General features: G+C 55.7%; 9 protein-coding genes. 6 read left to right on the forward strand and 3 right to left on the reverse strand.

What is annotated here, in order from left to right; translation table 11 throughout:
* Positions 1-30 precede the first annotated feature (30 nt).
* Positions 31-2,004 (reverse strand): GNAT family N-acetyltransferase, encoded by a 1,974-nt coding sequence (locus BC440_RS08720; protein WP_083379328.1) that lies wholly within the window; start codon positions 2,002-2,004, stop codon positions 31-33.
* A gap of 279 nt (positions 2,005-2,283) precedes the next feature.
* Between BC440_RS08720 and BC440_RS08725 the strand changes: the two genes are divergently transcribed.
* On the forward strand, positions 2,284-4,278 hold the full coding sequence (locus BC440_RS08725; RefSeq protein ID WP_071239886.1) for an autotransporter assembly complex family protein: 1,995 nt from the start codon (positions 2,284-2,286) through the stop codon (positions 4,276-4,278).
* Positions 4,275-8,693: a translocation/assembly module TamB domain-containing protein gene (locus tag BC440_RS08730; protein ID WP_071239887.1), complete on the forward strand. Its 4,419-nt coding sequence runs from the start codon at positions 4,275-4,277 to the stop codon at positions 8,691-8,693. Before BC440_RS08725 ends, BC440_RS08730 begins: the two co-directional genes overlap by 4 nt.
* Here BC440_RS08730 and BC440_RS08735 read toward each other — a convergent pair.
* Positions 8,687-9,637: a sugar kinase gene (locus BC440_RS08735; RefSeq protein WP_071239888.1), complete on the reverse strand. Its 951-nt coding sequence runs from the start codon at positions 9,635-9,637 to the stop codon at positions 8,687-8,689. The genes BC440_RS08730 and BC440_RS08735 overlap by 7 nt on opposite strands.
* Before the next feature lie 27 nt (positions 9,638-9,664).
* Positions 9,665-10,549, reverse strand: a complete 885-nt coding sequence (locus BC440_RS08740; protein WP_007089337.1) for a MurR/RpiR family transcriptional regulator — start codon at positions 10,547-10,549, stop codon at positions 9,665-9,667.
* 298 nt (positions 10,550-10,847) lie between these two features.
* Here BC440_RS08740 and BC440_RS08745 point away from each other — a divergent pair, with 298 nt between their 5' ends.
* The 4 genes from BC440_RS08745 to BC440_RS08760 all read left to right on the forward strand — a co-directional run bounded on the left by BC440_RS08745 (position 10,848) and on the right by BC440_RS08760 (position 15,357).
* A complete protein-coding gene (locus BC440_RS08745; RefSeq protein ID WP_071239889.1) occupies positions 10,848-11,369 on the forward strand; it encodes a TRAP transporter small permease in 522 nt (173 codons plus the stop codon).
* The gene (locus BC440_RS08750; RefSeq protein WP_007089339.1) at positions 11,366-12,646 is read left to right on the forward strand and encodes a TRAP transporter large permease; all 1,281 of its coding nucleotides are present in this window, start codon (positions 11,366-11,368) and stop codon (positions 12,644-12,646) included. Before BC440_RS08745 ends, BC440_RS08750 begins: the two co-directional genes overlap by 4 nt.
* Before the next feature lie 95 nt (positions 12,647-12,741).
* Positions 12,742-13,797: a DctP family TRAP transporter solute-binding subunit gene (locus BC440_RS08755; RefSeq protein ID WP_139192095.1), complete on the forward strand. Its 1,056-nt coding sequence runs from the start codon at positions 12,742-12,744 to the stop codon at positions 13,795-13,797.
* A 90-nt stretch (positions 13,798-13,887) separates the two neighbouring features.
* Positions 13,888-15,357, forward strand: a complete 1,470-nt coding sequence (locus BC440_RS08760) for a M81 family metallopeptidase (protein ID WP_071239890.1) — start codon at positions 13,888-13,890, stop codon at positions 15,355-15,357.
* Positions 15,358-15,393: the final 36 nt, after the last annotated feature.

A 15,393-nucleotide genomic window follows, 5' to 3' on the forward strand; every position in this document is an offset into this window, starting at 1 on the left:
TTGTTTGTCATTTCGAGTGTCCGAAGACCTTCAGGGGCGTGCGATCTTGCCCAGAAGATGGGCGATGATGCGGCGATACAAATCCATACCCAGCACCACATCCTCGACCCCGCCATCGATACTGGGGTTGTCATTGACCTCGATCACCATCGGGCCGCGCGGCGTTTCCTTCATATCGACACCATAAAGCCCGTCGCCCATCAGGCGGGCTGCGGCAAGGGCGGTTGAAACAATGTCGGCCGGGGCGTCTTCAACCGCGACGGTTTCAAAACCGCCTTGTTCAAACGATTTGCCGTCATCTTCGTGTTTGACGATCTGCCAATGGCCCGGCGCCATGAAATAGCGGCTGGCAAAAAGCGGTTCGCCCCCCAGAACGCCGATGCGCCAGTCAAAGGTGGTTTCGACATATTCCTGAATGACCAGAAGTTCGGAATTTTTGAACATTTCGGTCGCGACTTCGGCCAGATGTTCGGGCGATTTCACCTTGCGCACCCCGCGCGAGAAACAGCCATCTGGCACCTTCAGGACCGAGGGGAAGCTGAACAGCTTGCCGATTTCGGCAATGCGGCGTTTATCGAAAATCATGCTGCGCGGGGCCGGGATGCGATGGGTGCGCAGCAATTCGGCAAGATAGACCTTGTTGGTGCAGCGCAGGATTGAGTCCGGATCGTCAATCACCGGAATGTCTTCCTTGCGAGCGCGCTTGGCAAAACGATAGGTGTGATGATCAAGGGCGGTGGTTTCGCGGATCAGCAGCGCATCAAATTCCGATAGATGGTGGAAATCCTTGGCGGTGATCAGTTCGGCCTTGGCACCAAGGTCGGCTGCGGCCTGAACAAACAGGGCCAATGCGTCGTTATCGGATGGCGGCAGAACCGCGTCGGGATCATGAAGGATTGCCACCAGCGCACTTGGTGGATTGCCGCCAGATGCCGGTTTGCGCACGCGACCGCGCAGATAGGCACGAATGGCACTTTCAAAGGCGGGAAGGTCTTCGGCATCCAGTTGGCTTAGGGCCGGGGCTTCGATTTCGCGCAGGATTTTCTTATCCGACGGGTTCAGATGCAGGCGCAGGATCGGGCAGCGGAACTGATCGAAGGCGCGTTGCGCGATATCGCGGAAACGCTTATCGACGGTGCGGCCGAAAAAGACGTCAATTCTGGTCGGGTGATCGCCGGGTTTGGTCAATGCTTCGACGATTTGCGAGCTCATTTCCGCGCGGGCGGTTTTTTGCAGCCGTTTCCAGTTCAGATCCAGAAGCACGTCGGCTTCGGGGATCACGCGTTCGCTGCGTGCGGCGGCAAGCAGGCTGCAATAATAGCCGCGTGACAGATATTCATAGGACTGACACAGGTTGATCACACGCCGGTTGCGGACCCCGTGGTCAAGCGCAAGATATTCGCGCACCCGCATGATGCGCGCACCGGGCACCTGAAACGGCAGGTCCTTGAGGCGGTCCACAAGGATCAAGGGGGCACCGGTTGCAACCGCAGGGGACCGTTCGGTCGGAATATCATAAAGATCATGTTGCAGGCGAATGCCATCGGCCCCGTCTTCATAATAACCGGGCAGATCGGCAATCTGTTGATAGCCATGGCGATCATAAAGATTGCGGGCATTGCTGTTTTCAACACGGACTTCAAGGCGGATACGCACACATCCGGCATCAATCGCCAGGTTTTCAAGCCCGGCCAGAAGTTGGGTGCCAAGGCCCTTGCCGCGCCACTTATCGGAAATTGCCAGCGAATAAATGCGCGCAGTTGTCGTATTGGCGCGCAGCAAAAGCAGGCCATAACCGACAATATCGGGTGTTCCGCTTTCGCCGGCATCGGCGACCAGAAGACGGGCGGAAGATTGGCGCAGGAAGCGCGAAAAGCCCGATCGTGAAATCGCGTCGCTTGTGAAGCTGCCGCTTTCAAGAGCGCAAAGGCCATCCAGATCGGATCGGGTCGCCGTACGGATGATAACGGGCAGGGAGGAATTTGATGTCGCGTTGGAGTTCACTTAGGGGCCTCCGGCTTTTGGGTGGCAATGGCAAAAAAAATAGCCTTCAACTTCGAGTAAGCCGGGCACATTTTTATGACAAGTGCGTTTAACGATCACAGCCATGCCATTATTTCATGCTTTCTGAGCCTTGGCGTCTTCGACCAGTCTATAGAATGAAAAGATGGCAGGCGCTTGGCAAGTGCCTTAAAACAATAAATGGATCGGCCTGCGCGACGAATGCAGCCGACCGTTGCATAAGTCTATCGGGACCGAGTGAAAATATTGGGGACGTCTTTGGTGAACAGGGGTAAACGCTACAGCCGCAAATCCAGACTGCGTGGCATTGGTGTTGTGTCTGTTCTGCTGATGGGGTCAGCCGTTTCGGGATGTTCAGGGGATGGTGTCTTATCCGAATTTGGGTTCGGTAAGGACAGCGATAGTGCAGCACAGGATGTGTTGGGTGTCCAGATCCCCTATCAGGTCAAGATAGAAGGTATTGATCCGCAGGAGGAAAGGCTGATCAATGCGTTGCGCGAGGTCAGCACATCGATCCGGTTGCAATCGCGTCCCACGCCATCACTTGCCGGGCTTGAACGCCGGGCGGAGGATGATGTGGAGCGGTTCGAGACCGTTTTGCGGGCCTTCGGGTTTTATGACGGGCAGGTCGCGTTCAATATCCGCAAGGCCGAACCCGATGATCCGAACATATCGGACGACGAAAATGGCGGCGCTGGCGATGACGTTGTCAGCGCGACAAGCGAGCCGGCTGCTGGCGCACCGGCGGGTGGGGAACAACCTGATCCGGTCGATCTGATTTATCAGGTCGACGTCAAGCAGCCCTATCTTCTGTCTGAAGTGAAATTTTCAATTGTCCGTCCGGACCATACGACCAAACGCGAGGCCACGGATGAGGAGCTTGAGCGGTCGAATTTGCACCTTGGACAGCGTGCAGCCGCAGATCCGATTATTCTGGCCGAACAATATGCCGTCGATATCATGCGTGATCGAGGTTATCCATTGGTGGAAGCGGGCAAGCGAACCGTGATCGCCAATACCACCGAAAAGACCATTTCGGTGACCTATGAACTGATCACCGGTGCGCAAGCCAATTTTGGCAAGGTCAATGTCAAAGGGGCTGAAAGTGTTGATGAGGATTTCATCGCCGGTTATCGCAGTTGGAAACCAGGGCAGAAATATTCCCCCGAAGAAATCAAAACGACGCGCCGCGATCTGGCGCAATCCAACCTGTTTGACAGTGTGATCGTCAAACCGGTCGGGCCGGTTGCCGAAAATGGTGAAATCCCCATCGAGATCGAAGTGCACGAACGCAAACATCGCACGATTGGTGGCGGGGTTGATTTTTCAACTGCCGACGGGCCGGGGGCGAATGCATTCTGGGAAAACCGCAATCTGTTCGGGGCGGGAGAACGGCTTAGACTTGGTATCGAAGGGTCGGGGCAAAGCCAGGGCCTTGAAGCTGCATTCCGCAAGCCGCAGTTTCTTAAGCGGCGTCAGGCGCTGGTCGCGGATGCTTCGGCCAAGAGTTACAGCACGGATGCCTATGACGGCGAACTTGTCGAAAGCTTTGTCGGTATTGAACGCAAGTTTGGCGATTACTGGTCGGTTACGCTTGGCCCAACGGCGGAATATTCCGACCTGACGGGGGCAGATTCGCCCAATGAGCAATTCTATCTTGGCGGTTTGCGGGGTGTTTTGCGGCGCGACAGCACCGATAATCCGCTTGATCCGACCGAGGGCAACCGGCTTGAATTCAACCTATCGCCCTATACCAGTCTGAGCGGCCCGAGCGCGCAATTCACATCCGTTTCATTCAATGGATCGCAGTATTTCGCCTTTGACGAGGACGGGGATTACGTTCTGGCAGGTCGTGGTCGTGCGGGGATGATCATCGGCGAAGACAGATCAGACCTTCCGGCCAACAAACGGTTCTATTCCGGTGGCGGCGGATCGGTGCGCGGTTACGAATATCAGAAAGTCGGGCCGATTGATGATGATGGTGATCCGCTTGGCGGGCGTTCGGTGCTTGAGGCCGGGGTCGAGTTCCGCGCACGTCTGACGGAAAGCTTTGGCATCGTGCCATTCATCGAAGGCGGCAACGTGTTTGAGGCAAGTGACCCCGAAGACCTTGATCTGCTTTGGGCGGCGGGGCTTGGTTTCCGCTATTACACGGCTGTCGGACCGTTGCGTTTTGACTTCGCCGTGCCGCTTGATAAGCGTGATAATGTTGATGACGATTTCCAGATTTATCTTAGCCTTGGACAAGCATTTTGACGTCGCCTGAAAATCCGAAACCATCGAGAGCCACCAAACGCGGAAAGGTCGCCAAATGGGTGCGGCGTGGCACGATTGCGTTCATATGCCTTTTGCTGACCGTGATCCTGATTGTCGGTATTGCTGGGACCGGGCCGGTATTGCGTGCGCTAACGCCGTGGTTAAACACTACGGTTGCAAAGGCGATAGAAGGCGATTTCGAACTGGGCCGGATCGAGGGCAGCCTTTGGACGGGGCTTTCGCTGGATCGTTTGTCGTTATCGATGCCGTCATCCGGCTTGGCCGTGGATGTCAGTCAGTTCGGGTTCGATTGGTCCCCGCTTGCCCTTTTGGGTGGGACGCTTCGGATCAATCGCGTCGAAAGTGCCGTGATTGACGTCGTTCTGCCCGATATGTCGGGCGTAGATGAAACGGCAGAGGACGAAGAGGCCGCATCGGGCGGTTTTGCGCCGCCATTGGCCATCGAGCTTGGCAAACTGGCGCTTGGCAATGTGCGTATTTCCGACCCGGCCAGCGGCAAAAGCTTTGAATACGGTCTAAGCGCCAGTGCGGCAATTCGCGAAAACCTTGAAGCGGCCTTGTCACTTGATCTGCAACCGCTTGATGACAGCATTGACCGGCTGCGTGTCGAGCTTGATCTTGATGCCGATGCGCAGCGATTGAAGGCCGATATCGAAGGTGAGCTTGATCGTGCAGGCTTGGTCATGACCCTTGCCGGGTTGGCACCCGAAGATGCGCCAAATATCACGATCAGCCTGAAGGGGGATGGCCCGGCGACAGGCTGGAAAGGGCGGATTGAACTTGCGGCAAGTGACCTTGTGACGCTTGGCGGTGATTTGGGCTTGCGGCTTGATGAAAGCCGGATCGGGTTTGACCTTGATGGTGTTCTGGCAACGCAGGGAGAACTGGCCGATCAGCTTCCCGAACCGTTGCAGGGTGATCTTGATTTGGGCATTGGCGGGCAGTTTGATGCGGATGCCAGTATCCTTTCGGTCACGCGCGGCGACATCACAAAATCCGGTCTTGCGATGATTGGCGCGACGGCGGAAATCGATTTTGATGAGAGCACTCTTCTGGCCGATCTGCACGGTGATATTGATCCGGCGACATCGGGCCTGATCGAGGATGCCGTGACATGGGGCGGGCTTGATGTGACCGCCCATGCCGAAGGGCCGCTTGAATTGCCTGATGTGACGGTGATGCTGCGTGGGGACAAGGTCGTAACGCCGGTATCAACCATCGCGACGCTGGCACTTGATGCCGATCTGCGTGGTGACGGGGACGGGTTTTCTGTTCAAAGCCGGATCGATGTTTCGGGCAATGACTGGCAGGATGCCGATCTTGGTGCGATGCTGGGCAATGCGCAGCAGGTTGCCCTTGATGCGGCAATCGCACCGGATTTCAGCAAGTTTGCGCTTGGCAAAATCAATATCACAACGCCGGGCATTTCGGTTAACGGCAAGACCGATATCAATGACGTGATGGCGGTGACGGATGGCGAATTGATTGCCGATGTTGCAGACCTTTCGATCTTTGCGCCGATTTCGGGGCTTGATCTGCGCGGGACGGGGCAGGTTGCGATACGCGATCTGGCATGGTCGGCTGAGCAGGGTGGTGCGGCGAATATTGCAATCAAGGCCGATCAGGCCGGGTTTGGCATTGCCGATCTTGATCGCATTGTCGGGGCGACGCCAACCATTGATGGCAAGCTTGCAGTTAATGATGCATTTGATCTGTCGATCACGCTTGATCAGATTGCCGCGGCGATGGTTTCCGGCCCGGCGCAGATCAATATTTCAAATGAATTCAGTGATTTGTCGGTCAAATCTGAACTCTCGGTTCAGCCCGGCGTGGTGCCATCTGATATCGGTGTTTCCATCGCCCCGGCGACGGTTGCGATCAATCTTGATGGGGATATCGCGGCACCGGTCGGGACCATCAAACTTTCAACGCCATCGGTTTTGGCCGGTGGGCAGAAGTTTGAAAAACTTGATCTTGTGAGCGAAATGCGCTGGTCCGATCAGGCGGTATTGTCGCTGATCAACAAGGCCGGGTTTGCCTTGATGGGGCGCAATTACGATCTGGCGGCAGATGTGGTTTTGCCCGCCGATGGGTTGCGGGTGGATAATATTGCCCTGACGGGTGAACGGCTTGAGCTTGTCGGTAGCCTGATGTTGCCAGATTACGCGGTGCCGATGCGTGGCAGGCTTTCGGTGCGCAAACTGGATGCGGTGATGCTGTCTGATTTCGGTGCGCCGGTGACAAATGGTGCGCTAACCGCCAATGTAGCGTTTGTGCCGAAATCGGGCCAGCAGCAGATTGATGTGAATGCGAACATCAAAGGCATTCGACTTGCCGCCGAAGAGGGGACAGAGCCGCCCGCAATCGAAGAAATCGTTCTTGCCGGTTCGATCCTGAACGCGTTTGAAAAGCCCGGTTTTGATTTGACCCTGAACGGGCGTGATATTCGTTTTGCGCCGCTTGCCATCAATGAGTTGCAGACCGAGATTTCCGGCGATCTTTCGGCCATTGGAATTGCGACGAATGCCAATGGTCAGCTTCGCGACACTATCCCGATTAAACTCGATAGCATGGTCGAACTTGGGCTTTCGGATGGCATCAATGTTCTTGCCGATCAGCTTGATATCAATATCGGCAGCCAGAACATCGCCCTTCGTGAACCATTGCTGTTTAGCCAAACCGACACAGGGCAGCAGAAACTTGATGCGGCATTGAATGTCGGCGCGGGGCAGGTGATTGCCAAGCTTGATCTGACGCCAAAGAAAAGCTTTGCGGCCAAGGCGCAGATTTCCGAGCTGGTACTAGGCCCGTGGGGAGAGATGTTTGGCCTGAGCGGGCTGGACGGCACAATGAATATCACCGCTGAGATGTCGGAACGTGCCGGAGAACTGCCGGTGGCGACCGTTTCGGGCGGGATTGGCAAGATCACAACCGTCGCGGTCAAGGACCTGAAGCCATTTGAAATGGTGCTTGATCTGGCGTTGCGTGACGGTCAGTTCGATGGCAATGCGACCCTTGGCAATGATGAGGCCCAGATTGTAGAGGCGCGCGGCACCGTGCCGCTTGGTATTTCCATACTCAAACAGGATTACACCCTTGATCCGGTTGCTCCGATTGACGCGCTGGTCAAGGTTGATGGCGAAATCGCGCAATTCTGGCCTTATGTCCCAGCCCCAGATCATGTCATGTCTGGCAATCTCAAACTTGATGTGGTCGCCAAGGGTACACTTGATGCGCTTGACTGGAATGGCAATATCGCCCTTTCGGGTGGGGCGTATGAGCATCTGGAATATGGCACGCTGTTAAAGCAGATCACGATCAATGGCGATTTTGATCAGAACGGTTTGCGGGTTTCGGAAATCTCGGCAACCGATGGCGGCAATGGCCGGATTAGCGGGGCCGCCGAGGTGACGTTGGATGGCGATCCGCTTGTCAGCTACAAGGCGGAGCTTAAGGTTGATAACGCAGCGCTGTCGCGTAAGGATGAACTGCAATTCTGGGCTGATGTGACGGCATCTGTTACCGGAACCGAACAGACTGCTGATATCCAAAGCAATGTGACGCTGCGCCGTGGTGAAGTCGACCTGACCCTTGCGCTGCCAGTGTCGGTCTCGACGCTTGATGTCGAGAATATCGAAGATTCCAGGCAGCGTGAGGAAGAAGAGGAAAAGAAAAACGCCGCATCGGGTTTTGTCGGCAATCTTGACGTGACGGTTGATATTCCGGGGCGTTTGTTTGTGCGCGGGCGGGGGCTTGATTCCGAATGGGGTGGCAAGCTTGATATCAGCGGCACAACTGCAGAGCCGATCATTGTCGGGCAATTGCAGGCGCTTCGCGGGCAGCTTGATATCATTGGCAAGACATTCGTGATCAAGGATTCCAAGATCACGTTTTCCGGTGCGACACCGCCCGATCCGTTACTCGATATCGCAGGGGTTTATACCACTGATGATCTGACCGTAACCGCCGGGTTCCAAGGCCCGGCAAGCGACCCGGAACTGGTTTTGACATCCAATCCGTCCCTGCCGGAAGATGAAATCCTGTCGCAGGTGCTGTTTGGCAAGTCCCAAGGCAGCCTGAGCGCGATTGAGGCGGTCCAGCTTGCCAGTGCGGTGAACGAGCTTTCGGGCGGGGGCGGCGGGCTTGATATCGTCGGTTCGGTACGTCGCTTTATCGGGGCGGATGTTTTGCAGGTTGGCGGCGGCGAAGACGGCCCGAACGTCAAGGTGGGCAAATACCTGACGGACGGGGTCTATGTCGGCACCAAAACCGGAACGACCCCGGGGTCAAGCGGGGTCGAGGTCGAGATTGAATTGACACCAAATATCAGTGTCACCAGTGAAACCACCGAAATCGACAGCAAGGCCGGTGTTCAGTTCCGGCTGGATTACTGATCGAGTTTGATGTCGCTGATATCAACCAGCGCACCGCGCCGTGAAATCACGCGGCCAGCAACCTTTTGCGCAACCGCAATCGCGGCAGGCACGTCACGCCCGGCATTGCGGGCGGCAAGGTATGATCCGTTAAACGAATCCCCGGCCGATGTCGTATCGACGATATCGGTGACCTTGGGAGGGGTGACGGTGCCGGTTTCACCATCCTTGATCGAATAAAAGGTTGGTTCGCCGCCGCATTTTACAACGACTTCTGTTGCGCCAAGCGCATGCCAGCGGTTGGCCGTGGCATCGGGGGTGGCGTCACCAAACAGCGCGCTGTCGTCGTCAAATGTCGGCAGGACGGTGTGGCAATGGGGGGCAATCGCCAGATAGGTTGCCATTGCAATGTCCTGATCGGCCCAAAGGCGCGGACGATGATTGGTATCAAAGCAGACTTTGCCGCCCTGTTTGGCGAAGTTTGCCGCGATATCGATCAGGGTTTTGCGATCCTTTTCCGACAGAATCGCAAGCGTGATCCCCGAAAGATAAAGGCAGTCAAACCCGCGAAGCGCATCGCGCAACACGGCATCGTGGCCGCCCTGAAGCATCTGTTTGGCTGCGGCATCATTGCGCCAGTAGGAAAAGCTGCGTTCGCCGGTTTCATCGGTCTGGATGGCATAAAGGCCGGGCAGAGCACCATCGATCCGGCGGACCAGCGTTGTGTCGATATTGTCCTTTTGCCACGCGGCAATCATCGCGTCGCTATAGGGATCGGTGCCCAGTGCCGTGATGAAGGAAACATCTGTATCAGGCGCTGCAAGCAGGCGGCTGGTGCGTGCCATATAGGTCGCACCATTTAGCGTATCCCCGGCAAAGCCAAGGTTCGCCGCGCCAAAAATGCTGCCGGGGGATGTTCCGGCAAGCTCGATCATGCATTCGCCGATAAAGGCAGTACGGGTCATTGGGGCCTCGATGGGATGGTGGCGTGATTAGTCGCCGATGGGCTGGCGACCTGTCGGCGGATTGAGAGTCAGCAAAGATGACCTGATCCGGCGAAGTTTTTCAAGTGTTCGGTCCGGCGTGCGCCGGGCAACCGCGGTGGCAATGATATCGATGGTTGCCAGAAAAACATGCCGGGTGGCCGTTGGCTTATAAATATCAGGGTTTTCAGGCATATCAATGCCAATCACAAGGTCGCTTTCGGCGGCAAGCGGACTTTGCGGGTGGGTCATGGAGATGACCTTTGCGCCATATTGGCGGGCAATGGCGGCACTGTGGATCAGTTCGGTCGGACGGCCGCTGGTGGAGATGGCAAAAAGCACATCTTCCTCGCCAAAGGTCGAGGCCAGCATGCGCTGAAGGTAACCATCACTTTGTGCCTGTGCGGGAATGCCAAGCCGGAAAAACCGGTTGGCGGCATCAAAGGCAACCGTGGTTGAGCCGCCGCCAACGCCCATAAAGGCGATCTGGCGGGCATTGGCCAGAATATCGGCGGCCTTGTCGATTTCGGTGCTTGAAAGCTGATCGCGCAGCAGTCGAAGGTTATCGACAATCACGCCCAATACATGATTGGAAAGCACGTCGGCAGCTGTTGTGTCGTCGGCCAGATCTTCGGGGGCCAGGTATTGCATGCTGACGGCAAGGTTCTGTGCCAGCCGTATTTTGAAATCGCGAAATCCGTCGCAGCCAAGGGTCCGGCAAAACCGTATCACGGTCGGTTCGCTGACGCCGACCTTTTGCGCAAGATCGGAAAGCGCGATGGTGGTGACGTCCTGCAAATGATCCTGAACGTAGTCGGCTACCCGTTGTTCGCGTGCGGGAAAGGTTCCGGCCTTTCGACGCAGGAGGCTGATGATATCGACAGTAGGTTGCATGCAAGCGTTCCGATCATTTTCGAATATGAGGTGTTGTTGCCAACACCCCGCTGATAAATATCACTTTTTTGGTTTGCAGGCGATAGCTTCGATCATGGTCCTGATATCGATCACCTTGACGGTAGTGCAACAATGATATGTGCAAAAATGTAGTTTAACTACCTGTAATATCGCTTTGCACAGGGACTTGTGACGATATTTACGATTGTGACTTAAAAATATGTAGACAAGCTACAAAAATATCCTCACGATGTAGAAAAATTACACAAAACATTCATCAGCGGAGAGATTAAGTAAGATGGCGCTGCGCCGTGTTGAAGCCACAGCCGCAATGATCAGCCGGTCGTTAAACTGGGTGGTCGAACGAGTGATTGCCGTCCTGATGCTGGCCCTTGTGCTGGATGTCTGGCTGGGCGTGATTGATCGTTATATTTTTCACTGGCAACTGCCCTGGCCCGAAGAACTTGCGCGCTATCTGATGATCTGGGCGGCGCTTTTGGCGGTATCGGCCGGGATTGCGCGGCGCGAACATATCGGTATCGGGATGTTTATCCTTAATACGCCAAAGCCGGTTCAGCGCACGGTTCTGTTCTGTGTCGATCTGATTGCGCTTTGCGCATTTCTGTATCTGGCGATTTATGGCTTTGATTTTGCCGCCGGTGGCATGCGCCGTCAGGCGATGATTTTTGGCATGTCACTGATGCTGCCTTATGCGGCGGTGCCGGTTGCGTCCCTTCTTGCTGCCATTCAGCTGTTGCTGGTCGCACTTCGCGATCAGGGACGTTTTGTTCCCATTGATCTGGCGGAGGGCGCAGAATGATCGTCGGTATTGCTTTTGTCGTTCTGATGGTTCTGGGTATGCCGATTGGTTTTGCCCTTGGCGTTGCCGGGGTGATTGGCCTTTATGACATGGGCGGGGGCATGTTCCTTGTTCAGGGGCCCAGCAAGGTCTTTAACGGTCTGAACGTTTTCCCGTTTCTTGCCATGCCGTTCTTTATTCTGGCGGGCGAAATCATGAACCATATCGGCATCACCAGCCGCCTTGTCCTGTTTGCGCAGGCGCTTGTCGGGCATTTTCGTGGTGGGTTGGCGCATACCAACATGCTGGCGTCGGTTTTCTTCGCCGGGTTGACCGGGGCGGCGACTGCTGATGCGGCGGCCTTTGGCAAGACACTGGTGCCAGCCATGGTTGAACGGGGCTATCGGCGGGATTATGCCTGTGCGGTGACGGCCGCCGGATCGATCATCGGCCCGACCATTCCGCCGTCGGGTTTGATGGTTGTTTACGGATCGTTGATGGGGGTCTCGATTGGCGGGTTGTTTGCCGCCGGTATTCTGCCGGGGCTTATGATCTGTCTGATCTGCATGACGGTGATTGCGGTAACCGCCCGGTCCAAGAACCTGCCGAAAAACGAACGTCGGGCAAGCCTTCTGGAAATCTGGAAGATTTTCAAATCATCAATCACGGCCCTGATCATGCCTTTGATCATTCTGGGCGGCATTCTGGGCGGGATTGTCACCCCGACGGAGGCGGCATCGGTCGCCGTGGCCTATGCGCTGTTTATCGGTATCTTTATTTACCGTGCGCTGACATTTGCCGATTTCTTCAAGATGCTGATCCGCACCGCGCGTGTTACGGGGGTGATTTTCATCATCATTGCCTTTGCGTCGATCCTTGGCTGGTGGCTGAGCTTCAATCGCATTCCGCAGGAAGTCGCAAGCCTTGTGCTGAGCCTATCGTCTGATCCCTATATGGTCATTTTCATGATCGTCGCCCTGTTGCTGATGATCGGGATGGTCATGGATATCAATGCGATCCTGATCATTCTAGCACCGGTTCTGGTGCCATTGACGGTTCAGATCGGCATGGACCCGATCCATGCCGGGATCATCTTTGTCCTTGCGCTTAACATTTCCCTGATGACGCCGCCCGTGGGGGCCTGCCTTTTCGTGCTGTCGTCTGTCACGGGTGAAAAGCTTGAAAAAATTGCTGCCCAGCTTTGGCCGTTCCTTTTGGCGGAACTGGGTGTGCTGTTCCTGTTTGCCTTCTGGTCCGATCTTGCCCTCGCGATCCCGCGATTGCTGGGCTTCCGGTAACCGGCGGCAATGAAACGCCCCGATCAGGTCCGGATCGGGGCACCAAAACCAAGACCGCGGACAGAAATAAAAGGCCTTAATCAAGGAGAGGTAGAATGAATACGATGAAGCGTTTCGGGGCATTTGCCCTTGCGACGGCCATGCTGGCCAGCACCACGTCATTGGCTTATGCGGAACCCAAGGTTCTGAAATTTGCCCATGACAACAAGGAAGACCCGTTTGAAAACCCGGCGCATGCCTGCACCGCTGTTTTCGCCAACATTGTCGAAGCCGACACCAATGGCGAGATCAAGGTTGAGGTTTATCCGTCCAACCAGCTTGGTTCGGCGGCCGAACATGTGCAGATGGTTCGCGATGGCCTTATTCAGGCGACCCTGACCTCGACCGGGGCGATTGCATCCTATTATCCGCGCATCGACGTTCTGAACCTTGCCTTTGCGTTTGACAGCAACGCATCAACCTATGACGTGTTTGATGGTCCGTTTGGTCAGAAACTGGCGGCGGATATCGAAAGCACCCTTGGCGATGTCAAGGTTCTTGGCTTCCCGGATACCGGCGGGTTCTTTGCCGTGACCAACTCCAAGCATCCGATTGCAACGCTTGAGGACTTCAAAGGCATTCGTGTTCGCACCATGTCGCTGCCGTCGCACCAGAAAATCATGCAGTCACTGGGCGCAGAAGCCTATCCGATGGCGTGGGGCGAAGTGTATGCCGGTCTTCAGACCGGTGTGATTGATGGTCAGATGAACCCGGTTCCGACCGTGACCTTTGCCAAATTCAACGAAGTGCAGGGCTATCTGACCCTGACCAACCACCTGTTTTCGCCCTACACCTTTATGCTGTCGAAAGCATTCTGGGATGATCTGACTGCCGATCAGCAGAAGATTGTTCGTTATGCAGCACAGTCCTGTGTGGTTGCCAGCCGTGGTGTTTCACGCGTGATCGAGGCATCTGATCGCGGTCTTGCCGGTTTGACCGACAAAATGGAAATCACGGCATTGAGCGCGCAAGAGCGTCAGAAGCTTAAAGATGTGACCCAGCCGGTCGTGGTCAAACACGTTCAGGAATCTTTGGGCACGGAAGGCGTTGAACTTCTCGAACTGTTCCAGACGGAAGTCGATAAGGCCAACGCCCACCGCTACATGGAATAATCCATGCGCGTGCGGGTGGTGCTTCACCCGCACGCATTTTTCTTTTGCACATAAAATATGATGATTACAAAGAACAAAAAGGATGGGGTCATGAGGATTTTTTGCGCCTCTATTGCGACCGAAACCAATACATTCTCGCCGTTGCGCACCGATTTTTCCGATTTCAAGGAAAGCTTCTATGCACCGCCCGGACAGCATCCGGTGACCCCGACGCTGTGCAGTGCCGTCTTTACCGAGGCGCGCGTGCGTGCGGCAAAGGAAGGCTGGGGCCTGATCGAGGGAACCGCCACCTGGGCCGAGCCGGGCGGTTTGGTCAATCGGGAAACCTATGAACAATTGCGCGACGAGGTTCTGGGGCAGTTGCGTGCGGCCATGCCGGTTGATGCGGTTATTCTGGGGCTGCATGGGGCAATGGTGGCGCAAGGATATCTGGATTGCGAAGGTGATCTGGTTTCGCGTGTTCGTGATATTGTCGGCCCGGATGTTATTATCGGCACCAGTTATGATCCGCATAGCCACCTGACCGAGCAGCGCATTGCGAACGCCGATATCATCGTTGCGTTCAAGGAATTCCCCCATACCGATTTTGTCGATGCCGGGCGTTCGGTGGTTGATCTGGTGTTGCGTACGCTTCGCGGAGAGATCAAGCCGACAAAGGCGGTTTTTGACTGCCATATGATCGAAGTTCTACCGACGTCACGCGAACCGATGCGGTCCTTTATTGACCGGGCCAAGGCGATGGAGGGGGCGGGTGATGTTCTTTCGGTATCGTTTATTCACGGCTTTATGGCCGGTGATGTGCCCGATCTTGGTGCCAAGGTGATTGTGACCACCAACAATAATCCGGCCAAGGCAAGCGAGCTCGCCCAAAAGCTGGGTCAGGAGCTTTTTGGGTTCCGCGGTACGACACGGCCAAGTTTTGTGACCCCAGATGTCGCGCTTGATCAGGCATTGGCAAGCGACGCACGGCCAATTGTTCTGACCGATGTGTGGGATAATCCGGGCGGCGGTGTGCCCGGTGACAGCACGATTTTGCTGCGGGCCGTAATGGCGCGCGGGCTTCGCGATTTTGCGGTTGGCACCATCTGGGATCCGATGGCGGTTCGGATTTGCATATCGGCCGGCGAGGGCGCGACATTGCCGTTACGCTTCGGCGGGAAAACCGGTGCACATGCCGGGGCACCGATTGATGCCGAAGTGCGGGTGAAAAAAATCCGGCGCGACTCATGGCAGTATTTCGGTGACAGCATCGTACCGCTGGGTGATTGCGCGGTGATCGAACTTCCGGGTGGGGGGGAGGTGATCCTGAATTCCAACCGATCGCAAAGCTTCGATCCCAGCCTGTTTTCGAATATGGGCATTGATCCGACGGCGAAAAAATATCTGTTTATCAAATCGACCAATCACTTCTACGATGCGTTCGCCAAGATTGCGGGCGAGATCATTTATGTCGATGTCCACGGACCTTATCCGTCCGATCCGAAAACCAATGGATATCATCATCTGACACGCCCGATATGGCCGATTGTTGATGACCCGTTTGCCGCAATTGCAAGCTGATTGCTGCCACCACCTGATTTGATAAGGACGCTGCCC

It is taken from the genome of Thalassospira sp. MIT1004 (assembly GCF_001858545.1).
In the GTDB taxonomy this organism is placed as follows: Bacteria; Pseudomonadota; Alphaproteobacteria; order Rhodospirillales; family Thalassospiraceae; genus Thalassospira; species Thalassospira xiamenensis.